A 25,144-nucleotide genomic window follows, 5' to 3' on the forward strand; every position below is an offset into this window, starting at 1 on the left:
CCGTTTTTGTTTGCCCCCTCCCCCGCAAGCGGGAGAGGGGAGCAGATAGGGGCAGCCGAGAGTCCCGAGTCCCGAAACAACTTACACGTCCAGGTTCTCCACCGCCAGCGCATTGCTCTCGATAAAGTCCCGGCGCGGCTCCACCTGGTCGCCCATCAGGGTGGTGAAGATCTGGTCCGCGGCAATGGCGTCCTCGACGGTCACCTGCAGCATGCGGCGACTCTCCGGGTTCATGGTGGTCTCCCACAGCTGGTCCGGGTTCATCTCGCCCAGCCCCTTGTAGCGCTGTATGCCGTAGCCGCGGCGGCTCTCGTTCATCAGCCACTCCAGGGCTTCGGGGAAGCTGTCGACCGGCTGCTGCTTCTCGCCGCGCTGGATATAGGCACCCTCCTCCAGCAGGTCCACCATCTTCTCACCCAGGGCGCAGATGGCGCGGTACTCGGCGGATTCGAAGAACTCGTGGCTGAACTGGTAGTCACTGCCGACACCGTGGGCGACGACATGGATATGGGGCAGAAAGAGGCCGCGCTCGGTGTTCTCGTGCACGCTCACACGATGACGGCGACCGCCGCCGTTGCCCTCTTCTTCCGCCAGCTTCTCCTGCAGCTGCGCGCACCAGGATTCCATCCTGTCCCTCGACTGCAGGTCCGCCTGGGCCAGGCTCGGCAGGTAGATCATGCTGCGCAGCACCTCCTCCGGGTAGAGTCGCGACAGCCGATCGATGGTGGCCAGCACGGCGCGGTACTCCCCCACCAGGTTCTCCAGGGATTCACCGGACAGGGCCGGCGCGTCCGGATTGACGAACAGGCTGGCGCCCTCCAGCGCCGCGTTGGTCAGGAACTGGGTCAGGGCCGTCTCGTCCTTCAGGTACTGCTCCTGCTTGCCCTTGCTGATCTTGTACAGCGGCGGCTGGGCGATGTAGATATGGCCGCGCTCGATCAGCTCCGGCATCTGCCGGAAGAAGAAGGTCAGCAGCAGGGTGCGGATATGGGCGCCGTCCACGTCGGCGTCGGTCATGATGATGATGTAGTGGTAGCGCAGCTTGTCGGGGTCGAACTCGCTCTTGCCGATGCCACAGCCCAGCGCGGTGATCAGGGTGCCCACTTCGGCGCTGGACAGCATCTTGTCGAAGCGCGCCTTCTCCACATTCAGGATCTTGCCCTTCAGCGGCAGGATCGCCTGGGTGCGGCGGTCGCGGCCCTGCTTGGCGGAGCCGCCGGCGGAGTCACCCTCCACCAGGTAGAGTTCGGACTTGGCCGGGTCCTTCTCCTGGCAGTCCGCCAGCTTGCCGGGCAGGCCGGCGATGTCCAGGGCGCCCTTGCGGCGGGTCATCTCGCGGGCCTTGCGCGCGGCCTCGCGGGCGCGGGCGGCGTCGATCATCTTGCCGACCACAGCCTTGGCCTCCTGGGGGTTTTCCAGCAGGTAGTCGTTGAAGTGATGGCCCATCTCCTGCTCCACCGCCGGCTTTACCTCGGAGGAAACCAGCTTGTCCTTGGTCTGGGAGGAGAACTTGGGGTCCGGTACCTTGACCGAGATGATCGCGGTCAGGCCCTCGCGGGCGTCGTCACCGGTGGTGCTGACCTTCTCCTTCTTGCCCAGGCCCTCCTTCTCTATGTAGTTGTTGAGGCCGCGGGTCAGGGCGGCGCGGAAGCCCGCCAGATGGGTGCCGCCGTCACGCTGGGGGATGTTGTTCGTGTAGCAGAAGATGTTTTCCTGGAAGCTGTCGTTCCACTGCAGCGCCACTTCCACGGCGATGCCGTCTTCGCGCTGGCTCTGGAAATGCAGCACCTTGTTGATCGGGGTCTTGTTCTGGTTCAGGAACTCGACGAAGGCCTTGAGGCCGCCCTCGTACTCGTACACCTCCTCCTTGCCGCTGCGCTCGTCCTTCAGGACTATGCGCACACCGGAGTTCAGGAAGGACAGCTCCCGCAGGCGCTTGGCCAGTACATCGAAGTGGAATTCGATATTGGAGAAGGTGTCCGCGGATGGCTTGAAGTGCACCGTGGTGCCGGTGCCGTCGGTATCGCCGATCACGGCCAGGGGCGCGTCCGGCACGCCGTGGCGGTACACCTGCTCGTGTACCTTGCCGCCACGGCGGATGGTCAGTTTCAGCTCTTCGGACAGGGCGTTCACGACCGACACGCCCACACCGTGCAGGCCGCCGGATACCTTGTAGGTATTGTCGTCGAACTTACCGCCGGCGTGCAGCACGGTCATAATCACTTCCGCCGCGGAAACCCCCTCTTCCGAATGTATTTCGGTGGGGATGCCGCGGCCGTTGTCGGATACCGAGACAGACTCATCCGGGTGAATGGTCACCCGAACTTCGTCACAGTGACCCGCCAGCGCCTCATCGATGGAGTTGTCCACCACCTCGAACACCATGTGGTGCAGGCCGGTGCCGTCGTCGGTATCGCCGATATACATGCCGGGGCGCTTGCGCACCGCATCCAGGCCTTTCAACACCTTGATACTGCTGGAGTCATAGCTCTGCTGCTCTGACATTTACTCACTCCATCAAACTTATGTGGTGGCCGATGGATCGGCACTGATATTCCCATGTTCCACGTGGAACACCTTCGGGTTGTTCCAGGGCGGGGACAACTGCAGCCAGGGACGGCTGGTGGCCTCCACCTCTATTCCGGTCACCAGCACCTGGCTGGCACAGCGGCTCACCCAGCGGGCAAACTGCAACTGATTCTTCTCATCCAGTTCCGCCGGCAGGTCGTCGACCAGAAACACCGGCTTGTCCCGATGGTGACAAACCAGCTCCGCCATGGCCGTGCGCAGCGCGCAGACCAGCATCTTCTGTTGGCCCCGGGAGAGGATGTTGTGCGCCGCCTCGCCGCCGACGCTGAAGCGCAGGTCGGCCCGGTGGGGACCGGTGCGGGTATGCCCTTGGGCCAGATCGCCTTCGCGGGACTCCTCCAGCGCCTGCAGCAGGTCGAGCTCCTTGCGCCAGCCGCGGCGGTAGGACATCTCCACCCGCGTCAGGGGCGACTCTCCGGACGTTTGGGACAGCTCTGCGATCAGGGACGAGGTCGCGGAGCGCAGCTGCTCGAACAACTCCCTGCGCAAACTATCTACGCGCTCCCCGCTTTCGGCGAGTCTGCGCTCCCAAACCGACAGCAAATCGGGGGCCATTTTACCACGTCGCAGCAGCGCATTTCGCTGCTGCAGTGCTATTTGGTAGTTCTTCCACTCCAGGGCGAAGGAATGTTCCACGTGGAACACCGTCCAGTCCAGCAGGCGCCTGCGCACACCCGGCCCGCCATCCAGGGCCGAGAAGCTGTCGCTGTTGATCACCTGCAACGGCAGGCAGCTGGCCAACTGCGAGCTGGATTCCGCCGGCGCCTGGTTGATGCGGATACGCCCGCCTCCATCGCCGAGACGCTCCACGCCGAGACTGTAGCCGCTGTCCAGCTGCGCGAACACGGTCAGGCCGCCGCTCCCTTCGCGGATCACCGCCCTGTGCTGGCGGGAGCGAAAGGAGCGCCCGGTGGCGAGCATATGAACCGCCTCCAGCAGCGAGGTCTTGCCGCTGCCGTTGGGACCGCAGAAGAGATTCGCACCGGGAGCCAGGGACAGCTCGGCGGAGGCGATATTGCGGAAGTTGGAGAGAGCGAGACGGGTCAGGGCCACAGCCGCAGCCCAACCGGGACAGGCCCGGACAGAAAGACCGCCATGCCCAGGGGAATGGCGGTTCCATGAGGATAGAAGGGTATCAGCACAGAGGAATATCAGAGCCGCATCGGCATGATCACATAGAGGGCGTCTCCCTCCTCCGGCTGCTGCACCAGCGCACTGCTGTTGGCATCGGCGAGGCCGATACGGATCTGCTCGCTGTGAATGGCACCGGTCACATCCAGCAGATAGGAGACATTGAAGCCGATTTCCAGCGGCTCGCCAACATAGTCCACCACCAGTTGCTCTTCCGCCTCCTCCTGCTCCGGGTTGTTGGCCACTATCTGCAGCAGGCCCTCGGAGATCTGCAGGCGCACGCCGCGATACTTCTCGTTGGAGAGGATGGCGGCGCGGGAGAATGCCTGGCGCAGGGCCTGGCGGTCGGCGTAGATCTCATTGCCGGTGGAGCGCGGCAATACCCGCTCGTAGTCCGGGAACTTGCCGTCCACCAGCTTGGAGGTGAAGGTGAACTGGCCGCTGATGACGCGGATATGGTTGTTGCCGAGCACCACCTCCGCCTGGGCGTCAGTGTCCTCCAGCAGGCGTCCCAGCTCTAGCACGCCCTTGCGCGGAACTATCGCCTGGATCGGCGACTCCACGTTCAGGCCCGGCGCGTCGCGGTCGCAGAGCGCCAGGCGGTGGCCGTCGGTGGCCACGGCGCGCAGTTGCTGCGGGCGGCATTCCAGCAACAGGCCGTTCAGGTAGTAGCGCACGTCCTGTTGCGCCATGGCGAAGCCGGTGGCCTCGATCAGGCGGCGAATCTCGCGCTGGGAAATGGAGAAGCGGGTCTGGGCGCTGGTCTCCTCCTGGTTGGGGAAATCCGCCGCCGGCAGGGTGGACAGCTGGAAGCGGCTGCGGCCGCTGCGCAGCACCAGGCGCTCGCCGTCGCGCTCGAACTTCAGCTCGGCGCTGTCCGGCAGGGAGCGGCAGATATCCAGCAGCTTGCGCGCCGGTACCGTCACCTCGCCCTCCATCTCCACGCCGTCCACCGGCAGGCGGCCGACGATCTCCACTTCCAGGTCGGTACCGGTCAGGGACAGTTCCTGCCCCTGCAGTTGCATCAACACATTGGCCAATACCGGCAGCGTCTGGCGCTTCTCCACCACACCGGCGACCAGTTGCAGCGGCTTCAGAAGGGCGTCCCGGCTCACATTGAATTTCATCGGTAGTTTCGCCTTACTTTGTTATCAATTTCGTCGGTTGTTCGGTTTACTTGTCAGGTTGTCAGCGAGCGGGTCAGCAGCTTGACGTCCTCGCGGATATCCGCGTCCGACTCCTGCAGCTCGCGGATCTTGCGGCAGGCGTGCAGCACCGTGGTGTGGTCGCGCCCGCCGAAGGCGTCGCCGATTTCCGGCAGACTGTGGTTGGTCAGCTCCTTGGCCAGGGACATGGCCACCTGGCGCGGCCGCGCCACCGAGCGGCTGCGGCGTTTGGACAGCAGGTCCGCCACCTTGATCTTGTAATACTCGGCCACCACCCGCTGGATATTGTCCACGCTCACCAGGCGGTCCTGCAGCGCCAGCAGGTCTTTCAACGCCTCCCGCACCAGCAGGTCGTCGATGGGACGGCCGGTGAACTGGGCGTTGGCAATCACCCGCCGCAGGGCGCCCTCCAGCTCGCGCACATTGGAGCGGATGCGCTGGGCGATAAAGAAGGCCGAGTCGTGAGGCAGGTCCACACCCACCTGCTCGGCCTTCTTCATTAATATGGCCACCCGCGTCTCCAGCTCCGGCGGCTCCACCGCCACCGTCAGGCCCCAGCCGAAGCGGGACTTGAGGCGCTCCTCAAGGCCGTCGATCTCCTTCGGGTAGCGGTCGCAGGTCAGGATGATCTGCTGGCCGCCCTCGAGCAGCGCATTGAAGGTGTGGAAGAACTCCTCCTGGGAGCGCTCCTTGCCGGCGAAGAACTGGATATCGTCGATCAGCAACGCGTCCACGGAGCGATAGTAGCGTTTGAAATCGCTGATGGCGTTCAGCTGCAGCGCCTTGACCATATCGGCGACAAAGCGCTCCGAGTGCAGGTAGACCACCTTGGCATTCGGATTGCGCTCCAGCAGCGCATTGCCCACCGCGTGCATCAGGTGGGTCTTGCCCAGGCCGACGCCGCCGTAAATAAAGAGGGGATTGTAGGCGCCTCCGGGGTTGTCGGCGATCTGCTGCGCCGCGGCCAAGCCCAACTGGTTGGACTTGCCCTCGACGAAGGACTTGAAGGTGAAGTTGCGGTTCAGGGAACTGCCGTGTTTGATGGCGCCCTCCACCTCCACATTGCGCGCCGGCTCCGGCGCCGGTCGCTGGGTGGGCGGAGAACGCAGGTCGGTCAGCGCCAGTTCGCCACTGGTGATCTGCTCGGCAGCACTCTCCTCCGCCGCCGCGGGATGAGCGGATACCGGCGGGTTGCCGAAAGCCCCCATAGGAGAGGGTTGAGGGCTAACGGCCTGCTGCGCCTCGACGCTGGCGCGGCTGCGCTGGAAGCGCGCAGGCCGCCGCTCGGTGATCTCCAGCATCACCTGGGCGGGCTGCTCGCCGGAAAACTGGTGTACCAACTCCCGGATACGGTTCAGAAACTTGTCCCCGACCCAGTCCAGCACGAAGCGGTTGGGAGCCAGCAGACGCAACTCCCCCGCGGCACTTGCGGGACTGACACGCAGCGGCCTGATCCAGGTATTGAACTGCTGTGCCGGCAGTTCATCCTGCAAACAGTTGGCACACTGCCTCCAAACGGATTCAGACAAGAAACCCCCTAAAACCCCGAAAAAAAGAGAAACCCTTGGAAACCGGACGGCAAAGACGGAGCTGCACTTATCGCAACCCTGGCTGCCCATTCTGCGGCTGCCGGCACCGTCCAAAAGATCGTGGGAGTATACCTTTGCGCCGCCGGGTTATCCACAAGAAGTGCGGCGATTGTTGAAAAAATTGCGACGAAAAGTCCCTTACAATCAACGACTTGCACACTAATTGAGCAGGCGGCCAGGGTGCAACCGAAGAGGTTATCCACAGCGATCTGTGTATATCTTGGGACCAATCGGTGGGCATCTGGGAATACTGCAGCCGACTCAATCACTTGCCCGGGCGGCGGCTAAAACTACCGCAGCGGCGGCACGGGCACGCGACAAATTTCCCCCGCCGCCGCGTTGATTTCACTGGTGCCTTTCTATACAATCCGCCGCCTTCGCAGCGCATTGCTCCGCCTGCTCCGGCTCCTGCCGGTCCCGGAGCTCAGGCCGCGGCTGGGCCAGCCCGAGAGGGACAGTCCACGAATTTCCGAATACTTCGTTCGAATACAACGTCTCAGGTAGCAAGACAATGAAACGCACTTTTCAACCCAGCAACTTGAAGCGCAAGCGCACCCACGGTTTCCGCGCCCGCATGGCAACCAAGAACGGCCGCAAGGTCCTGGCCCGCCGCCGCGCCAAAGGTCGCAAGGTACTGTCTGCATAAGTCCGCGCCCGGCAACGGGACGCCCTCCTTTTATGCAACAGACGCGCAGCGACTTCGGTTTTGCCAAGCCGCTGCGCCTCCTGAACGCGGCGCAGTATCGGGTGGTCTTTACCGCCAAGCAGCAGGTACGCGCCGCGCACCCCAACCTGCTGATTCTCGCCCGCCCCAACGATCTCGGCCATCCGCGTCTGGGCCTGGTCATCGCCAAGAAACACGTCCGCAACGCCTCGGATCGCAACCGCATCAAGCGTATTGCCCGCGAGACCTTCCGCCTGCGCCAGCACGAACTGCCGGCGGTGGATGCGGTGGTGCTGGCGCGCCCAGGTGTCGCGGACTTGGACAAGGCCGCACTGGCGAAGCTGCTGAACAAACTGTGGCGCAAGCTGGCCAACCGCGCGCAGCCGCAGGCCGGACAGCGATGACCAGGCAGGCGATCAAACTGATCCACGCCTACCGCTACCTGGCCAGCCCCTGGGTCGGCAACCAGTGCCGCTTCTACCCCACCTGCTCCCATTATGCGGAAGAGGCATTAAAAACCCATGGATTCCTAAAGGGGGGTTATTTAAGCGCGCGGCGCCTTATAAAATGCCACCCCTGGCATCCCGGCGGCCTGGATCCGGTTCCCCGCCCCACAAAGAACACGCTTAGGTAAAATGATGGATTGGCAACGCTACACGCTGCTGGGCGGAATCGCCGCAGTTGTCCTGGCACTGATATTCCAGTGGAACGAATTCCAGGAGGCGCGCGCGCCGGCACTGGACCGGGAGACGGTGGTTCGGGGAGAGACGCGGGGAGACTTGCGCGGCGACAGCGAGACGACAGTCCCCCAACCCGATACCGGCGACAGCGATGTGCCGCAGCTGCAGGCGCCAAATGGCGCCGCCGCCGCAGACAGGGGGCAACGCGAGCTGATCCGCGTGACCACCGATGTCTTCGAGCTGCTGATCGACCCCCGGGGCGGCGATATCGTCAAGGTGGCGCTGCGCCAGTACGACGAGGAGCTGCACAGCGAGAACCCACTGATACTGCTGAACCAGACCCGCGATCACACCTATATCGCCCAGAGCGGCCTGATCGGCCGCAACGGCACCGACAGCGCCGCCGGCCGCCCGCTGTTCCAAACCGCGGAGACCAAATACGCACTGGTGGAAGGCCAGGACAGCCTGACCGTCGACCTGATCCTGAAGCAGCAGGACGCCGATATCACCAAGCGTTTCACCTTCAAGCGCGGCGACTATCTGATCGACGTCTCCTACCTGGTGGACAACCGGGCCGCCCAGCCATGGTCCGCGGCCATGTTCGGCCAGATCAAGCGCGACGACCGCGAGCCACCGGTGGATGCGGGTATTGGCGTGTCCCCCTTCCTCGGCGCGGCCATCCACACCAATGAGGAGAATTACTTCAAGCAGGACTTCGAGGAGATCGCCGAGAAGCCCACCCGCGAAACCGTCGAGGGCGGCTGGGTGGCCATGGTGCAGCACTACTTCCTCAGCGCCTGGATTCCGCCGCAGGATGTGCGCAATACCTTCGAACTGAGGGCGCTGTCCAACGGACTCTTCCGCATGGGCTTCACCTCGCCGCAGGTGCAAATCCCCGCCGGCACCCAGGGTGAACTAAGCGCCACCTTCTATGCCGGCCCCAAGGATGTCTATCGCCTGGAGGAGATCTCCCCCTACCTGGACCTGACCGTGGACTACGGCTGGCTCTGGTGGATCGCCAAACCGCTGTTCCGCGTGCTGCACTTTATCCAGGAACATATCGTCAGCAACTGGGGCTGGGCGATCATCCTGCTGACGGTGTTTATCAAGGCGCTGCTGTTCCCGCTGTCCGCCGCCGGCACCAAGTCCATGGCGCGCATGCGCAAGTTCGCACCGCAGATGAAGAAGCTGCAGGAACAGTACAAGGACAACCGGCAGAAGCTGGCGGAGGAGACGATGAAGCTCTACCGCCGCGAGAAGATCAACCCGATGGGGGGCTGCCTGCCGATTCTGCTGCAGATGCCGGTGTTTATCGCCCTCTACTGGATGCTGACCGAGACCGTCGAGCTGCGTCACGCCCCCTGGATCTTGTGGATTCACGACCTGTCCGCCAAGGACCCCTACTTTATCCTGCCGGTACTGATGGGCGCCTCCATGTGGTTTATGCAGAAGCTGAACCCGCAGCCGACGGACCCGACCCAGGCGCGCATCATGCAGCTGATGCCGGTGATGATGACCTTCTTCTTCCTCTGGTTCCCGGCCGGCCTGGTTCTGTACTGGATCGCCAACAACCTGATCACCATTGCGCAGACCTGGTATATCAACACGCAGGTGGAGGCCGGCAAGGTCTAGCGCGACTCCGATCGGCCCTGCCGCCGGTAGTTGTCCGGGAAAAAGCCACATCGGCAAATATTTCCCGGACAACTACCGGCGGCAGGACCTAGCATCTGTGCCACCACCACGAATTCCAAAGGGGCCGCAGTAGCGGCCCCTTTTCGTTGGAGTAAACTCAGCCCATGACCCAGCAAAGCCTCAACAAAGACACCATCGCCGCCGTCGCCACCGCCCCGGGCCGGGGCGGTATCGGCGTGATCCGCCTGTCCGGCCCCAGGGCCCTGGAGATAGCCCGTGGTATCTGCGGCGAGCGGGAACTGAAACCGCGCCAGGCCCACTACCGGGATTTCCTCCACGGCGAGCAGGTGGTGGACCAGGGCATAGCCCTCTTCTTCCCCGGCCCCAACTCCTTTACCGGCGAGGACGTAGTGGAACTGCAGGGCCACGGCGGCCCGGTGATCCTCGACCAGCTGTTACAGGCAGCCATAGACCTGGGCGCGCGCCAGGCCCGCCCGGGGGAATTTTCCGAGCGCGCCTTTCTCAACGACAAGATAGACCTGGCCCAGGCGGAGGCGATAGCGGACCTGATCGAGGCCGGCAGTGCCCAGGCAGCGCGCAATGCAATGCGCTCCCTGCAGGGCGTATTTTCCGAAAAAATCGAAGACCTGGTCGAATACCTGACCCATTTGCGTATCTATGTCGAAGCATCCATAGATTTTCCTGAAGAGGAAATCGATTTTCTCGCCGACGGCAAGGTGGCGGCGGATTTGCAGGCACTCCTGCAACAGCTGGCCGCGGTGGAGGCCCAGGCGCGCCAGGGCAGCATAATGCGCGAGGGTATGCGGGTGGCTATCGCCGGCCGTCCCAACGCCGGCAAGTCCAGCCTCCTGAATGCGCTGGCGGGCCGCGACGCGGCAATTGTCACCGATATCGCTGGCACCACCCGGGACATACTGCGCGAGCATATCGATATCGACGGCATGCCCCTGCAGTTCGCCGACACCGCCGGCCTGCGCGACGCCCCGGACAGGGTGGAGCAGATCGGCATAGAGCGCGCCTGGGAGGAGATACGGCACGCCGACCGGGTGCTGCTGCTGGTGGATGCGCAGCAGGCCCGCTCTCTGGATCCAGATCAGGCCTGGCCGGAATTCACCCGGCAATTGCCGGACGCGGAAAAGCTGACCCTGGTGCTGAACAAGATAGACCTGACCGACTACAGCGCCGGCCTGCAGGCCCACACCGACGGCGTGCCGGTGATCGCCATCAGCGCCAAGACGGGCGCCGGGCTGGAAGCCCTGAAAGAGCACCTGAAGCACTGCATGGGCTACAGCGGCGCCGCCGAGGGCAACTTCAGCGCCCGCCGCCGCCACCTCGAAGCCCTGGCCCGCGCGCGCGCCTTTATCGAACAGGGCGCCGGTCAGCTGCACGCCAGCGGCGCCGGCGAGCTGCTGGCCGAGGACCTGCGCCAGGCCCAGCAGGCGCTGGGGGAGATTACCGGAGAAGTCACCGCCGACGAGCTGCTCGGCCGCATCTTCGGCAGCTTCTGCATCGGCAAATAGCCTCTCACTTCCTTGAATAACTCTCGCCCGGGGGCCTGATCGCGGGTATCCCGGCCCTTTCCCCTGCCGAAACAGCGGATTCGCAAGTCGTGCAACCGCTTCGCGGCCGGTGCGTAACTCCCGAGCGCGCGATTTCGTACCGGCAACTCCACCGCCAGATCACAAAAGTTGCGCACAGCTACTCACAGACTTATCCAGAGGGCACCATTTATACACAGGGGATCCCCGCAGAGAGCGACTGTCTATCAACAGCGGTCGACGGCCGGCGCTACCCTGTGGGTAAAATCGGGGGTAACTTCGCAGAAAGCTGCGGGCGGAGGCGGGCATAACTCAGGCACCCGCCGAAGCAGTCCAAGGTTATCCCGCCCGTCCACAGCGCCCTACATGGGTTGCCCCGCCCCGAAAGCAGGGGTTATCAGCAAGCTACCACAGTCTATAACTATTTGATTTTAAACAATTTTTTAGGGTTATACATGAATGGGCGCCCCCTAATAAAAACAACTAATACAAAAACACTACCAATACAGGATATGTATAAGTTAATTAATCCAATAAAGGGGCTTGGGGGTTTTTCACAGGTCTGTCGGGGTGTGGACTAACGCAGTCCACCCTTAAATTGTCTGGGACAAGTTTTCCGTCGTGCCATTTGCTGAAGTGCTTCAACTGCCTATAAAATGTGCGCCCATTTTTACCGCCTGTGGCAACAGCTATGGATTTCCCCAAGACCTATGACGTGATAGTGATCGGCGGCGGCCACGCCGGCACCGAGGCCTCGCTCGCGGCCGCGCGCATGGGGGCCTCCACCCTGCTGTTGACCCACAACATAGAGACGCTGGGGCAGATGTCCTGCAACCCGGCCATCGGCGGCATCGGCAAGAGCCACCTGGTCAAGGAGGTGGACGCCCTCGGCGGTGCCATGGCCGAGGCCACGGACCTGGGCGGCATCCAGTTCCGCGTGCTGAACGCGCGCAAGGGCCCGGCGGTGCGGGCCACCCGCGCCCAGGCGGACCGCGCCCTGTATCGCGCCGCCATCCGCTCGATCCTGGAGCGCCAGGAGAACCTGGAGATCTTCCAGCAGGCCGCCGACGACCTGATCGTCGAGGGCGAGCGTGTCGTCGGGGTGGTCACCAACGCCGGCGTGCGCTTCCGTGCCAGGACGGTGGTGATCACCGCCGGCACCTTTCTCGGCGGCAAGATCCACATCGGCCTCGACAGTAACGAAGGCGGCCGCGCCGGGGATCCGCCGTCCATCGCCCTGGCGGAGCGGCTGCGCGAGCTGCCCTTCCGCGTCGAACGCCTGAAGACCGGCACGCCGCCGCGCATCGACGCGCGTTCAGTGGATTTCTCCGGCCTGGAGGAGCAGTGGGGCGACACACCGACGCCGGTGATGTCCTACCTGGGCAGCCGCGGGCAGCACCCGCGCCAGGTGTGCTGCTGGATCACCCACACCAATGCACGGACCCACGAGGTGATCCGCGGCGGCCTGGACAGGTCGCCGATGTACTCCGGCGTGATCGAGGGTATAGGCCCGCGCTACTGCCCATCCATCGAGGACAAGGTGCACCGTTTTGCCGACAAGGACAGCCACCAGATCTTCATCGAGCCGGAGGGGCTGACCACCAACGAGCTCTACCCCAACGGCATCTCCACCAGCCTGCCCTTCGACGTGCAGATCGAGCTGGTGCATTCGATCAAGGGCTTCGAAAAGGCGCATATCACCCGCCCCGGCTACGCCATCGAATACGATTTCTTCGATCCCCGCGACCTGCTGCCGTCGCTGGAGACGAAATTCATTCAGGGACTCTATTTCGCCGGCCAGATCAACGGCACCACCGGCTACGAGGAGGCCGCGGCCCAGGGACTGCTGGCCGGCGCCAACGCGGCGCTACAGGCGCAGGATCGCGAGGCCTGGTCGCCGCGCCGCGACCAGGCCTACCTGGGCGTGCTGGTGGACGACCTGATCACCAGCGGCACCAGGGAGCCCTACCGCATGTTCACCAGCCGCGCCGAGTACCGGCTGCTGCTGCGCGAGGACAATGCCGACCTGCGCCTGACCGAAAAGGGCCGCGAGCTGGGACTGGTGGACGACGCCCGCTGGGCCGCCTTCAGCGCCAAGCGCGAGGCGATCGCGCTCGAGGAGCAGCGGCTGCGCGATACCTGGGTGCACCCGCAGACGCCACAGGCGGCCGCCGTCGAGACCAGGCTGCCGCAGCCGCTGTCGCGCGAGTACAGCCTGATGGACCTGCTGCGCCGCCCGGAGCTGAACTACGCCGATGTGGCGTCGCTGAAAGGCGAGGCGGTGACGGACGAGCGAGTCGCCGAGCAGGTGGAGATAGCGGCCAAGTATGCCGGCTATATCGATCGCCAGCGGGATGAAATCGCGCGGCTGCAGGCCTACGAGGACACGCCGATTCCCGCGGACTTCGACTACAGCCAGGTTTCCGGCCTGTCCAGCGAGGTGAAGCAGAAGCTGGGCGATACGCGCCCCGACACTTTGGCGCGCGCGTCGCGGATTCCCGGCGTGACCCCGGCGGCAGTGTCGCTGCTGCTGATCCAACTGAAGAAGCGCGGCCTGCTGACCCGCAAGAAAGCTGTTTAACCGGTGCGCACGGCGCACCCTACCCCACGCGAACGTAGGGTGCGCTGTGCGCACCAATAACCTGGAGATCCGGCTATTTCTCTGCAAATGGAAGAATTCCGCCCGCGCCTGTGTGGGGCGGCGGCGCAGCTGTCGGTGGAGCTGAGCGCCGAACAGCAGGACAAGCTGCTGGAATACCTGGCCCTTTTCGCGCGCTGGAACGCCGCCTACAACCTGTCGGCGATACGCGACCCCGGGCAGATGCTGGAGCGGCATATCATCGACAGCCTCAGTGTCGTGAACCTGTGCGGCCTGGACACAGACCCGCTGATCGACGTCGGCAGCGGCGGTGGCCTGCCCGGCATTCCGCTGGCGATAGTGCACCCCGAGCGCCCGGTGACCCTGCTGGACAGCAATGGCAAGAAGACCCGCTTCCTGTTCCAGGTGGCGACCGCGCTTCCCCTGCCCAATGTGCAGGTGGTCAACGAGCGGGTGGAGGAATTCGCGCCGCCGCGGAAGTTCTCCGCAGTGGTCTCCCGGGCCTTCGCCTCCATCGGCGACATGGTGGCGGGTAGTGAGCACTTGCTAGCGCCCGGTGGTAGGTTTTACGCTATGAAGGGCAAACTGCCGGAAGATGAGTTGAGCGCACTTCCAAAAGGGATTAAGGTCGAGCGGGTGCACCCCTTGTCGGTACCGGGTTGCGACGCGGATCGCCACCTTGTCATTCTCCGCCGCGAGGAAAAGCGCGGCAGCCTGGCGTAAATCCCGCAAACCTAGACTCTTATTTTGCAAGACCTGTGCACTCCCTTTTCAAGGAGACGAGTGCCCATTGATGCCGGCTTTCCGCGGCGAAACTCGAAAAGCATCGGGGAGAGCGCTTTTCGGGAGAACAAAGGACAAGAACCTTGAGCAAGATATTTGCTGTGGCCAACCAGAAAGGGGGCGTGGGCAAGACCACCACCTGTGTCAATCTGGCCGCATCCCTGGTCGCCAACAAGCGCCGGGTTCTTCTGATCGACCTGGACCCCCAGGGCAACGCCACCATGGGCAGCGGCGTGGACAAGGGCGAACTGCAGCTGTCCTCCTACGACGTGCTCGCCACTGAACTGCCGGCGCGCAAGGCGATTGTCGCCACCGAGAGCGGCTACGACCTGATGCCCGCCAACGGCGATCTGTCCGCCGCCGAGGTGGAACTGCTGGAAATGGAGGGGCGCGAATCCCGTCTGCGCCGCGCCCTGCGGGAAATCAGCGGCGACTACGACTATATCGTCGTCGACTGCCCGCCGTCCCTGAACATGCTGACCGTCAACGCCCTCTGTGCCGCCAATGGCGTGCTGATCCCGATGCAGTGCGAGTACTACGCCCTGGAGGGCCTGTCGGCGCTGGTCGACACCATCACCCAGATACAGCGGGCCGCCAACCCGGAACTGAAGATCGAGGGCATACTGCGCACCATGTACGACCCGCGCAACAGCCTGACCAGCGACGTGTCCGAACAGCTGTCTGAGTACTTCGGCGAGCGCCTCTACCGCACCTGCATTCCGCGCAACGTGCGCCTGGCGGAGGCCCCCAGTTTCGGCAAGCCGGCACTGGACTACGACCGCCATTCCAAGGGCGCCATCGCCTACCTGGCGCTGGCCGGCGAGATGACCCGCCGCCATGCGGCCAACCCAAATGCTGTTAATCACAGTTCCAATCAAGCCCGCCCGGTGGCGGAAGCGGTTTAACAGAGGTATTGAGTTATGGCCGCCAAACGCAAGGGCCTGGGCCGGGGCCTGTCCCACCTGATCAGTGACAATGCCAGCGAGGCGATTGCCGTCGCCAGCGGCGAGGGTGCGGCCAAGATCGCCGATGGCGAGCTGCGCGAACTGCCGATCGAGTTCCTGCAGCGCGGCCGCTACCAGCCGCGCCGCGACTTCCCCCAGGAAACGCTGCAGGAACTGGCCGATTCCATCCGCGCCCAGGGCATCATGCAGCCGATCGTGGTGCGCCCGATCGGCGAGCACAGGTACGAGATCATCGCCGGCGAGCGCCGCTGGCGCGCCGCGCAGATGGCGGAGCTGGACCGGGTGCCGGCGCTGGTGCGCCAGGTGTCGGACGAGGCCGCCATCGCCATGGCGCTGATCGAGAATATCCAGCGCGAGGACCTCAACCCGGTCGAGGAGGCCGCGGCGCTGAAGCGCCTGCAGGACGAGTTCCAACTGACCCAGCAGGAGGTGGCCGACGCGGTGGGCAAGTCCCGCACCGCGGTGACCAACCTGCTGCGCCTCCTCAGTCTCACCGAAGAGGTGCGCACCTTCCTCGAGCGCGGCGACCTGGAGCTCGGCCACGCCAAGGCCCTGCTCGGCCTGGCCGGCGAGACCCAGCGCGCCGCCGCGCGCCAGGTGGTGGACCGCGGCCTGACCGTGCGGCAGACGGAGGCGCTGGTGCGCCGCCTGCAACAGCAGGCACAGAGCCCAACTCCGGTCAAGCCGAAAGAGGATCCGAATATCCGCCGCCTGAGTGAGCGCCTGGCGGAGAAGATAGGCGTGCCGGTGGCCATAGATCACAACGACAGGGGCGTCGGCAGGCTGGTACTCAAGTACAGCAGCCTGGATGAACTGGACGGCATCCTCGCCCATCTGGGCTACAGCGAGGACTGACCCCCCCCCGCGCCGGTCCGGCGGCACAGAAATGCCCCGTTTTGGCGCACAGGTCCACAGTAGGTAAATACTTACTTAGCTGACTATCTGCGGGAAAAAACCGCTGAAAATTAAATAACTTGGCGAGATTTGCCGGTTGAACCGGCAATGCCGTTGCTCCTATAATTCGCACGCCCAAAAATTGGGCGGACAGCGCAAAGATGGTCGGCTTATCCCCGCCTATGCAAAAACCCCCGGTGTTGGTAATTGCCGCGGTACAGCTGCTGCTGGTATCGCTGGCGGGTGCGGTATTGCACTTCGGCGGCAAGCCTGTGGCCGCGCTGTCCGTAGTTATCGGCGGTGTCCTGTGCGCGCTGCCCAATGCGTATTTCGGCCTGCGCGCCTTTCAGGGTGATCCGCGAGAGCGCGGCGCGCGGGCGACAGATCGGGTGTTGCAGAACTTCTACCGCGGAGAAACGGGCAAGTTCGCACTCACCCTGGTCGGCTTTGCCGCGGTGTTTGCGATGGTGAAACCGCTGGACCCGGCGGCCCTGTTTATCAGCTACGGCCTCTGTGTGATCGTGCAGTGGCTGTTGGCGGCGCGGCTGGTGCGTTGAAGCCCTCTCCATTTGAGCTGAGGGCTCTTTATTGAAGCTGAGGGCTCTTTATTGAAGCTGAGGGCTCCGCAGACAGACCGGCGCAAAAAAAGAATTCATACTTTTACGATTGTTGAGGAATTATGGCTGGCGAAGCACAAACGGCGACGGGGTATATCCAACACCACCTGCAGAATATGGCTTTCGGCAAGCTGCCCGCGGGCTATACCCGTGAGGATGGCACGGTGCTCAGCGAGAGTACCTGGACCATGGCCCACTCCTCCCAAGAGGCCGCGGACATGGGTTTCTGGGCAGTTCACCTGGACACCCTGGGCTGGTCCGTCGTCCTGGGCCTGCTGTTCTGCTTCCTGTTCGCGCGCGCAGCCAGGAAGGCCACCCCCGGCGTACCCGGTGGCTTCCAGAGCTTTGTCGAGCTGGTCGTCGACTTTGTCGACAGGCTGGTCAAGGAGACTTTCCCCCACCGCAACAGCATGGTCGCGCCTATGGCGCTAACCATCTTCGTGTGGGTCTTCCTGATGAACCTGATGGACCTGATTCCGGTGGACTGGCTGCCGATGGCTGCCGCCACCGTCTCCGGCAATGAGCACCTCTTCTTCAAGGTTGTGCCCACCACCGACCCCAACGCCACCCTGGGTATGGCGCTGGCGGTGTTCGCACTGATGATCTTCTTCAGCATCAGGGAGAAGGGCCCGGTTGGCTTTATCAAGGAGCTGACCCTCCACCCCTTCCACACCGGCAAGTGGTACTTCGACATGCTGCTGATCCCGTTCAACTTTCTGCTGGAGGCGGTTTCCCTGATCGCCAAGCCGATCTCCCTCGGCCTGCGTCTGTTTGGAAACCTCTACGCAGGCGAGATGATCTTCATCCTGATCGCGATCGTCTTCGGCGTGGGTGTGCTGGGCTTTATCGGTGCCGGCCTGATGCACATGGGCTGGGCCATCTTCCACGTGCTGGTGATCACCCTGCAGGCGTTCGTGTTCATGGTGCTGACCACCGTGTACATGGCCATGGCGCACCACCGCGACGAAGAGCACGAGCACGATCAATAAGTTTTTGACAGTTAACCCTTTAATCAACCTTTACAACAACTCTTAAACCTTTAATTGGAGAACACAATGGAAGCATTAGGTCTGGTTTACATCGCGGCAGCTCTGCTGATCGGTCTGGGCGCACTGGGTACTGCTATCGGTTTCGGTACCCTGGGCGGCAAGCTGCTGGAAGGTTCTGCGCGTCAGCCGGAACAGGCCCCGGCTCTGCAGGGCAAAATGTTCCTGATGGCGGGTCTGCTCGACGCCGTTCCGATGATCGGTGTTGGTATCGCCATGTACCTGATCTTCGCGGTCGCACCTGGTCTGGCGTAATTACACCGTTCCAATTGCCCTTAACCCCCAAAGGTTCTTTTTAATAAAGAGCAAAGAGCAAGAGGTGTCGGTGTGAATATCAACCTGACTCTAATCGGCCAGTCGATTACTTTCCTGTTTTTCGTCTGGTTCTGCTGGAAGTTCGTGTGGCCGCCGCTGCTCGGCGTGATGAAAGAGCGCGAGCAGAAAATCGCCACCGGCCTGGAAGAGGCCGAGCGCGCGGGCAAGGATCTGGAACTGGCGCGCCGCAAGGCCGCCGACCAGTTGAAGGAAGCCAAGGAGCAGGCGGCGGAGATCATCGATGGTGCCAACAAGCGCGCCAACCAGATCGTCGACGAAGCCAAGCAGGCCGCGCTGGCCGAAGGCGATCGCCTGAAAGCCGCGGCCAAGGCCGAGATCGAACAGGAAGTGAATCGCGCCAAAGAGCAGCTGCGCAGCCGTGTGGCCGCCCTGTCTGTCGCCGGTGCGGAGAAGATCCTGTCGGTCAATATCGACGCCAAGGCGCACGACGACCTGATCGAAAAACTGGCAGCCGAGCTGTAAGCGAGGAACCCCATGGCGGAACTCAGCACCCTGGCACGGCCCTACGCCAAAGCGGCATTCAGCTACGCGCAGCAGGCCTCCGACCTCAAGGGTTGGAGTGCTGCGCTGGCCACTGCGGCAGCGGTCAGCCAGAGCGAAAAAGTGCGTGAGCTGCTGGAAAACCCCCAGCTCACCAGCGCCGAGCGCGCGGACAAATTCCTGTCGATCTGTTCAGACGATCTCAGCGATTCCGGCAAGAACTTCATCCGGCTGCTGGCGGAAAACCACCGCTTGGCGCTGTTGCCGGAGATTTCCGCGCTGTTTGAAGAGCTGAAAGCGCAGGCGGAAGCCACCCTGGACGTGGAAGTCGTATCGGCGCGCGCCCTCAGCGAGGCCCAGTCCCGGAAACTGACCGAGGCACTGGCGAAAAAGTTTGAACGGGAAATACACCTGCACAACTCCGTGGACGAGAGTCTGCTGGGCGGCGCAGTGATCCGCGCAGGAGACACCGTCATCGACGGCACAGTGCGCGGCCGCCTGGCCAAACTCGCCGAGGCAATCAACTCCTAATTTAATTTTCCGGCCCGCGCCGGAAAATCCGAGGAACAGAGCATGCAGCAACTGAATCCCTCCGAGATCAGTGAAATCATCAAGAGCCGCATCGAAAGTCTCGATGTGAGCACCCAGGCCCAGAACGAGGGCACCATCGTATCCGTATCCGACGGTATCATCCGCATCCACGGCCTGGCCGATGTGATGTACGGCGAGATGATCGAGTTCGAGGGCGGCGTCTACGGTATGGCGCTGAACCTGGAGCGCGACTCCGTGGGCGCGGTGATCCTGGGCGACTACAAATCCCTGGCCGAAGGCCAGAAGTGCCGCTGCACCGGCCGCATTCTGGAGACCCCGGTGGGACCGGAACTGCTGGGCCGCGTGGTGGACGCCCTGGGCAACCCGATCGATGGCAAGGGCCCGCTGAACACCAAGCTGACCGACGCTGTGGAAAAGGTGGCGCCCGGCGTTATCGCCCGCCAGTCCGTTGACCAGCCGGTACAGACCGGCCTGAAGGCGGTCGACACCATGATCCCGATCGGCCGCGGCCAGCGCGAGCTGATCATCGGCGACCGCCAGATCGGTAAGACCGCTGTTGCGATCGACGCCATCATCAACCAGAAAGGCACCGGCATTAAGTGTATCTACGTCGCCGTGGGCCAGAAGCAGTCCTCCATCGCCAACGTGGTGCGCAAGCTGGAAGAGCACGGCGCCATGGACCACACCATCGTGGTTGCCGCCGGCGCCGCCGACCCGGCCGCGATGCAGTTCCTGGCGCCCTACGTCGGCTGCACCATGGGCGAGTACTTCCGCGACCGCGGTGAAGACGCCCTGATCATCTACGACGACCTGACCAAGCAGGCCTGGGCCTACCGCCAGATCTCCCTGCTGCTGAAGCGCCCGCCGGGCCGCGAAGCCTACCCGGGTGATGTCTTCTACCTGCACTCCCGTCTGCTGGAGCGCGCCGCGCGCGTCAACGCCGACTATGTGGAGAAGTTCACCAACGGCGAAGTGAAAGGCAAGACCGGCTCCCTGACCGCGCTGCCGATCATCGAGACCCAGGCCGGCGACGTTTCCGCGTTCGTACCGACCAACGTGATCTCCATTACCGACGGTCAGATCTTCCTGGAAACCGACCTGTTCAACGCCGGTGTGCGCCCGGCCATCAACCCGGGTATCTCCGTATCCCGCGTCGGTGGTGCGGCCCAGACCAAGGTGATCAAGAAGCTGTCCGGCGGCATCCGTACCGCCCTGGCCCAGTATCGCGAGCTGGCGGCCTTCTCCCAGTTTGCCTCCGACCTGGACGAGGCCACCAAGGCCCAGCTGGATCACGGCGCGCGCGTTACCGAGCTGATGAAGCAGAAGCAGTACAGCCCCATGTCCATCGCGGAAATGGCCGTCTCTGTTTACGCCGCCGACAAGGGTTACCTGAAGGACGTGGAAGTTGCCAAGGTGCTGGACTTCGAATCCGCCCTGCTCGCTTACATGAACAGCGAACATGCAGAGCTGATGGAAAAGGTGAACAGCACCGGCGACTACAACGACGAAATCGAAAGTGGCTTCAAGGCCGCCATCGAGAAGTTTGTCGCTACCGGTAGCTGGTAATCATCCTTCCCTCCCTCCTCCCGTATGCGGGTGGGGGCACATACCTTCTCCTCTCTCCCGCTTGCGGGAGAGGGGCCGGGGGAGAGGGCAAAGAAAGGTAAATCACTATGGCAGGCGGAAAAGAAGTACGCACAAAAATTGCCAGCATCAAGAGCACGCAGAAGATTACCTCCGCGATGGAAATGGTCGCGGCGAGTAAGATGCGCAAGGCTCAGGATCGCATGGCACTGGGGCGTCCCTACGCCCAGCGCATACGCGCGGTGATCGGCCACGTTGCCAACGCCTCGGCCGAATACCAGCATATCTACCTGCAGGAGCGCGAGGTCAAGCGGGTCGGGTTCATCCTGGTATCCACCGATCGCGGTCTCTGCGGCGGTTTGAACATCAATATGTTCAAGGCGGCGATCCGCGAGATGCAGGCCTGGTCCCAGAAAGGCGCTGATGTCGAGATTTGTGCCGTGGGCAACAAGGCGGCCGGTTTCTTCAATGCCATCGGCGGCAAGGTTGTGGCCGCGGTGCGCGACCTGGGTGACCAACCCCAGGCGAACAAACTGATCGGCTCGGTAAAGGTAATGATGGATCGCTTCGCGGAAGGCGACATCGATCGTCTCTTCCTGGTGTCCAACGAGTTCATCAACACCATGTCGCAGAAGCCGCGCGTCGAGCAGCTGCTGCCGCTGCCGAAAGACGACGACGAAATGCTCAAGCACGAATGGGACTACCTCTACGAGCCGGATCCGAAGGAGTTGCTGGACGGCTTGCTGGCTCGCTACATCGAGTCCCAGGTGTACCAGGCTGTGGTTGAGAACAAGGCCTGCGAACAGGCCGCGCGCATGATTGCAATGAAGAGCGCCACCGACAACGCCGGCGAGCTGATCGACGCATTGCAGCTTGTGTACAACAAGGCGCGCCAGGCGGCCATCACCCAGGAGCTGTCCGAGATTGTGGGCGGCGCCGCGGCGGTATAAGGCGGCTGAAGACAGAATTTAAAGCTGAGGATCCGGAAATGAGTAACGGGCAAATTGTGCAAGTGATCGGCGCAGTCATCGACGTGGAGTTCCCACGCGATGCCGTACCGAATGTTTACGACGCACTCCTGTGTGAGGAAAAGAACCTCACCATGGAAGTGCAGCAGCAGCTGGGCGACGGCGTGGTTCGCGCCATCGCCATGGGTTCATCCGAGGGCGTGCGCCGCGGCTTGGCGGTGAAGAACACCGGTGCGCCGGTTTCCGTACCGGTTGGCCACGAGACCCTGGGGCGCATCATGGACGTGCTGGGCAACCCGATCGACGAGTGCGGTCCGATCGGCGAGAAAGAGCGCGCTTCCATCCACCGCGCCGCCCCCACCTACGAAGAGCAGTCCAGCTCCACCGAACTGCTGGAGACCGGCATCAAGGTGATCGACCTGGTATGCCCCTTCGCCAAAGGCGGTAAGGTCGGCCTGTTCGGCGGCGCCGGCGTGGGCAAGACCGTAAACATGATGGAGCTGATCAACAACATCGCCACCGAGCACTCCGGTCTGTCTGTGTTCGCCGGTGTTGGTGAGCGCACCCGTGAAGGCAACGACTTCTACCACGAGATGCAGGAAGCCGGCGTTGTAAACGTCGAAGAGTTTTCCAAGTCCAAGGTGGCGATGGTCTACGGCCAGATGAACGAGCCGCCCGGCAACCGCCTGCGCGTGGCCCTGACCGGCCTGACCATGGCGGAGAAATTCCGCGACGAGGGCCGCGACGTACTGCTGTTCGTCGACAACATCTACCGCTACACCCTGGCCGGTACCGAAGTATCCGCCCTGCTCGGCCGTATGCCGTCCGCAGTGGGCTACCAGCCGACCCTGGCGGAAGAGATGGGCGTTCTGCAGGAGCGCATCACCTCCACCAAGACCGGCTCCATCACCTCCATCCAGGCGGTATACGTACCGGCGGACGACCTCACCGACCCGTCCCCGGCCACCACCTTCGCGCACCTGGACTCCACCGTGGTACTGAGCCGCGACATCGCCGCCAAGGGTATTTACCCGGCCGTTGACCCGCTCGACTCCACCTCCCGCCAGCTGGACCCGCTGGTGATCGGCCAGGAGCACTACGAAACTGCGCGCGGCGTGCAGTCCGTACTGCAGCGCTACAAGGAACTGAAGGACATCATCGCCATCCTGGGGATGGACGAGCTGTCCGAGGACGACAAGCAGACAGTTGCGCGCGCGCGTAAGATCGAGCGCTTCCTGTCCCAGCCGTTCCATGTGGCGGAAGTATTTACCGGCGCGCCGGGCAAATACGTCTCCCTGAAGGAGACCATCCGCGGCTTCCAGGGTATCCTGAACGGCGACTACGACCACATGCCTGAGCAGGCCTTCTACATGGTGGGCACCATCGACGAAGCGGTGGAAAAAGCCAACAAGGCGAAGGGCTAAGCGACAGAGGCAGACAATATGGCCATGACAGTACATTGCGACGTTGTCAGCGCCGAGCAGTCTCTCTTCTCCGGACTGGTGGAGATGGTGATAGTGAGCGGGGTCGAGGGGGAGCTTGGTATCTCCTACGGCCACGCCCAACTGCTCACCGCCCTGAAACCCGGTCCGGTGCGCATCATCAAACAAGGTGGTGAAGAGGAAGTGCTGTTCGTCAGCGGCGGCTACGCCGAGGTGCAGCCGAATATGGTGACCATCCTCGCGGATGTGGCCGAGCGCGAAATCGACGAAGAGGCAGCGCAGAAGGCCCGCGAGGAAGCGGCCCACGCCCTGCACAAGGCGCCCTCGGAAATCGACTACGCCCGCATCTCCGCCCAGCTGGCCGAAGCCGAAGCGCGTCTGCGCACCCTGCAGGCAATCCGCAAGGCGGCCGGCAAGTAAGCGGCTCTTACCTCCTGTAGGAGCCTGCTTGCAGGCGATCGAAAAAGCAGCTTCGGCTGCTTTTTTTCAATTTTCCTGTGCGTTGTATCCGGGAACAATCTTCAACTGCATTGTTGAGAATATGGACGAAAAACCGGCCTCGCTATGGACAATCTCGACAACATCGATCAATTTGGTAGCTAACTTCGAAGTAAGGGCCAAGATGTAAGTCTGAATGAATCAAAATAACACATAATTAGGGGGTAGCATGGCAGTTCTACAAGAAACCATTGATATGGCATTGGAATTCCATTCTCGTGAAACCGCTAATGCCTTCAAAGCAGATGTGTTTTCCTTTGTTGGTGGAATACGTCATGAATACTTAAGTTCATTTCGGGCTCATATGGAAAATTTGGCAACGAGCCCGAGACCAGATCATCATATTAAGCCGAAGGTCTTAGTTTTTTTATTATGGACGCCGGGAGGCGTTGCTGAGGTAGTAGAGAAAATGGTACAGATCACCCGGCACCATTATGAAGAAGTCTGGTTTGTCGTTCCGGGGTTTGCAATGTCGGCAGGCACGATACTTTGCATGTCTGGTGACCGGATTTACATGGATTACAGCTCATCTCTGGGACCAATTGACCCCCAAGTTGCCAATAGCGATGGACAGCTGGTACCTGCCCTTGGCTATTTGGATCAAGTTGAACGTTTGATTGAAAAGTCAAAAAGCGGAGATCTAACTGACGCGGAATTCGCCCTTCTCCAAAACCAAGATCTCGCAACCCTACATAGGTATGAGCAGGCCCGTGAGCTGTCTATATCCCTTCTAAAAGACTGGCTGGTCAAGTACAAGTTTAAAGACTGGGATGTGCACTCTAGTACCAAAAAAGCAGTAACCCATGAAGAGAAGGTAATTCGTGCGGAGGAAATTGCTCATAAACTGAGCGATAACAAACACTGGCACTCTCATGGGCGCATGATTGGCGTAGCCACCCTTACTGAGGTGTTAAGACTACGTATTGAAGACTACACTAGCAACATTGCTCTCCGAGAGGTCATCAGGCAATATAGCGACCTGCTGATGGATTGTGTTCAGAATAGGGGGTTGGACCACATATTCCACGTTCAGCAATATATCGAATCGGCATAGAAACACCAATAATAAAGCGCCGCAGGGAGTTGTTTATGAATGATGTTACTAAGCGAGTCATGGATATCCGCCGCGATCACGCTCCGCAAAGTAAGCAGCGTGCAGAAAAGCAGCAGGAATACTATCTTCGGTTGAAAAAGGCTGGGATAGCTAAACCGCAAACTTACAATTTAGCGCCTGTCGCCAGAATCTAATTCATCCAAAAGGAGGCTGTAAATAATTCTGTGTAACCGCCCATGCCGCTGGTTACTGGTGATCGACCAAGCGATCACCAAATTCGATCATAAAACGGTTTAGCGCTGGCTTCCAGTTGCGG

The 25,144-nt window shown here is 62.2% G+C and carries 24 protein-coding genes; 20 read left to right on the forward strand and 4 right to left on the reverse strand.

What is annotated here, in order from left to right; all coding sequences use genetic code 11:
* Positions 1–81: 81 nt before the first annotated feature.
* The 4 genes from gyrB to dnaA all read right to left on the reverse strand — a co-directional run bounded on the left by gyrB (position 82) and on the right by dnaA (position 6,379).
* On the reverse strand, positions 82–2,505 hold the full coding sequence (gyrB, locus tag AC6R19_RS15095) for a DNA topoisomerase (ATP-hydrolyzing) subunit B (RefSeq protein ID WP_500580670.1): 2,424 nt from the start codon (positions 2,503–2,505) through the stop codon (positions 82–84).
* An 18-nt stretch (positions 2,506–2,523) separates the two neighbouring features.
* Positions 2,524–3,642 carry a DNA replication/repair protein RecF gene (gene recF, locus AC6R19_RS15100; protein ID WP_500580671.1) on the reverse strand — a complete coding sequence of 373 codons (1,119 nt, stop codon included), beginning with the start codon at positions 3,640–3,642 and terminating at the stop codon, positions 2,524–2,526.
* Between the two features lie 98 nt (positions 3,643–3,740).
* Positions 3,741–4,847 carry a DNA polymerase III subunit beta gene (gene dnaN, locus AC6R19_RS15105; protein ID WP_500580672.1) on the reverse strand — a complete coding sequence of 369 codons (1,107 nt, stop codon included), beginning with the start codon at positions 4,845–4,847 and terminating at the stop codon, positions 3,741–3,743.
* A gap of 53 nt (positions 4,848–4,900) precedes the next feature.
* Positions 4,901–6,379 carry a chromosomal replication initiator protein DnaA gene (dnaA, locus tag AC6R19_RS15110; RefSeq protein WP_500580673.1) on the reverse strand — a complete coding sequence of 493 codons (1,479 nt, stop codon included), beginning with the start codon at positions 6,377–6,379 and terminating at the stop codon, positions 4,901–4,903.
* Between the two features lie 607 nt (positions 6,380–6,986).
* On the opposite strand from dnaA, the gene rpmH reads away from it, so the two are divergent.
* The 20 genes from rpmH (at position 6,987) to AC6R19_RS15210 (ending at position 25,022) form a co-directional block, all read left to right on the forward strand.
* Positions 6,987–7,121, forward strand: coding sequence for a 50S ribosomal protein L34 (gene rpmH, locus AC6R19_RS15115; protein ID WP_067157157.1), 135 nt, complete (start codon positions 6,987–6,989; stop codon positions 7,119–7,121).
* 32 nt (positions 7,122–7,153) lie between these two features.
* Complete coding sequence (rnpA, locus tag AC6R19_RS15120; RefSeq protein WP_500580674.1) at positions 7,154–7,543, forward strand: ribonuclease P protein component; 390 nt, start codon at positions 7,154–7,156, stop codon at positions 7,541–7,543.
* Complete coding sequence (yidD, locus tag AC6R19_RS15125; protein ID WP_500580675.1) at positions 7,540–7,773, forward strand: membrane protein insertion efficiency factor YidD; 234 nt, start codon at positions 7,540–7,542, stop codon at positions 7,771–7,773. The genes rnpA and yidD overlap by 4 nt, the downstream gene beginning before the upstream one ends.
* Positions 7,774–7,777: 4 nt before the next feature.
* Complete coding sequence (gene yidC, locus AC6R19_RS15130; RefSeq protein ID WP_500580691.1) at positions 7,778–9,451, forward strand: membrane protein insertase YidC; 1,674 nt, start codon at positions 7,778–7,780, stop codon at positions 9,449–9,451.
* Positions 9,452–9,615: 164 nt separating this feature from the next.
* Positions 9,616–10,992, forward strand: coding sequence for a tRNA uridine-5-carboxymethylaminomethyl(34) synthesis GTPase MnmE (gene mnmE / locus AC6R19_RS15135; RefSeq protein WP_500580676.1), 1,377 nt, complete (start codon positions 9,616–9,618; stop codon positions 10,990–10,992).
* Positions 10,993–11,701: 709 nt separating this feature from the next.
* Entirely contained in the window at positions 11,702–13,591 is a 1,890-nt protein-coding gene (gene mnmG, locus AC6R19_RS15140; RefSeq protein ID WP_500580677.1) for a tRNA uridine-5-carboxymethylaminomethyl(34) synthesis enzyme MnmG, read from the forward strand.
* An 87-nt stretch (positions 13,592–13,678) separates the two neighbouring features.
* Complete coding sequence (gene rsmG, locus AC6R19_RS15145) at positions 13,679–14,332, forward strand: 16S rRNA (guanine(527)-N(7))-methyltransferase RsmG (RefSeq protein WP_500580678.1); 654 nt, start codon at positions 13,679–13,681, stop codon at positions 14,330–14,332.
* Between the two features lie 143 nt (positions 14,333–14,475).
* The gene (locus AC6R19_RS15150) at positions 14,476–15,297 is read left to right on the forward strand and encodes a ParA family protein (RefSeq protein WP_500580679.1); all 822 of its coding nucleotides are present in this window, start codon (positions 14,476–14,478) and stop codon (positions 15,295–15,297) included.
* Between the two features lie 15 nt (positions 15,298–15,312).
* A complete protein-coding gene (locus AC6R19_RS15155; protein ID WP_500580680.1) occupies positions 15,313–16,212 on the forward strand; it encodes a ParB/RepB/Spo0J family partition protein in 900 nt (299 codons plus the stop codon).
* A gap of 221 nt (positions 16,213–16,433) precedes the next feature.
* Positions 16,434–16,808, forward strand: coding sequence for an ATP synthase subunit I (locus AC6R19_RS15160; RefSeq protein WP_500580681.1), 375 nt, complete (start codon positions 16,434–16,436; stop codon positions 16,806–16,808).
* Positions 16,809–16,930: 122 nt separating this feature from the next.
* Positions 16,931–17,857 (forward strand): F0F1 ATP synthase subunit A, encoded by a 927-nt coding sequence (gene atpB / locus AC6R19_RS15165; protein ID WP_500580682.1) that lies wholly within the window; start codon positions 16,931–16,933, stop codon positions 17,855–17,857.
* Between the two features lie 66 nt (positions 17,858–17,923).
* Positions 17,924–18,169 carry a F0F1 ATP synthase subunit C gene (atpE, locus tag AC6R19_RS15170; protein ID WP_193190586.1) on the forward strand — a complete coding sequence of 82 codons (246 nt, stop codon included), beginning with the start codon at positions 17,924–17,926 and terminating at the stop codon, positions 18,167–18,169.
* Between the two features lie 72 nt (positions 18,170–18,241).
* Complete coding sequence (locus tag AC6R19_RS15175) at positions 18,242–18,712, forward strand: F0F1 ATP synthase subunit B (RefSeq protein ID WP_500580683.1); 471 nt, start codon at positions 18,242–18,244, stop codon at positions 18,710–18,712.
* Positions 18,713–18,724: 12 nt separating this feature from the next.
* On the forward strand, positions 18,725–19,261 hold the full coding sequence (locus AC6R19_RS15180; RefSeq protein ID WP_500580684.1) for a F0F1 ATP synthase subunit delta: 537 nt from the start codon (positions 18,725–18,727) through the stop codon (positions 19,259–19,261).
* A gap of 42 nt (positions 19,262–19,303) precedes the next feature.
* Entirely contained in the window at positions 19,304–20,848 is a 1,545-nt protein-coding gene (atpA, locus tag AC6R19_RS15185) for a F0F1 ATP synthase subunit alpha (RefSeq protein WP_500580685.1), read from the forward strand.
* A 107-nt stretch (positions 20,849–20,955) separates the two neighbouring features.
* Complete coding sequence (gene atpG, locus AC6R19_RS15190) at positions 20,956–21,816, forward strand: F0F1 ATP synthase subunit gamma (protein WP_500580686.1); 861 nt, start codon at positions 20,956–20,958, stop codon at positions 21,814–21,816.
* 38 nt (positions 21,817–21,854) lie between these two features.
* Complete coding sequence (gene atpD, locus AC6R19_RS15195) at positions 21,855–23,258, forward strand: F0F1 ATP synthase subunit beta (RefSeq protein ID WP_500580687.1); 1,404 nt, start codon at positions 21,855–21,857, stop codon at positions 23,256–23,258.
* 18 nt (positions 23,259–23,276) lie between these two features.
* Positions 23,277–23,696, forward strand: coding sequence for a F0F1 ATP synthase subunit epsilon (locus tag AC6R19_RS15200; RefSeq protein WP_500580688.1), 420 nt, complete (start codon positions 23,277–23,279; stop codon positions 23,694–23,696).
* 247 nt (positions 23,697–23,943) lie between these two features.
* Positions 23,944–24,828, forward strand: coding sequence for an SDH family Clp fold serine proteinase (locus tag AC6R19_RS15205; RefSeq protein WP_500580689.1), 885 nt, complete (start codon positions 23,944–23,946; stop codon positions 24,826–24,828).
* A 35-nt stretch (positions 24,829–24,863) separates the two neighbouring features.
* Entirely contained in the window at positions 24,864–25,022 is a 159-nt protein-coding gene (locus AC6R19_RS15210) for a hypothetical protein (protein WP_500580690.1), read from the forward strand.
* Positions 25,023–25,144: the final 122 nt, after the last annotated feature.

It is taken from the genome of Microbulbifer sp. SE14, from assembly GCF_059834885.1.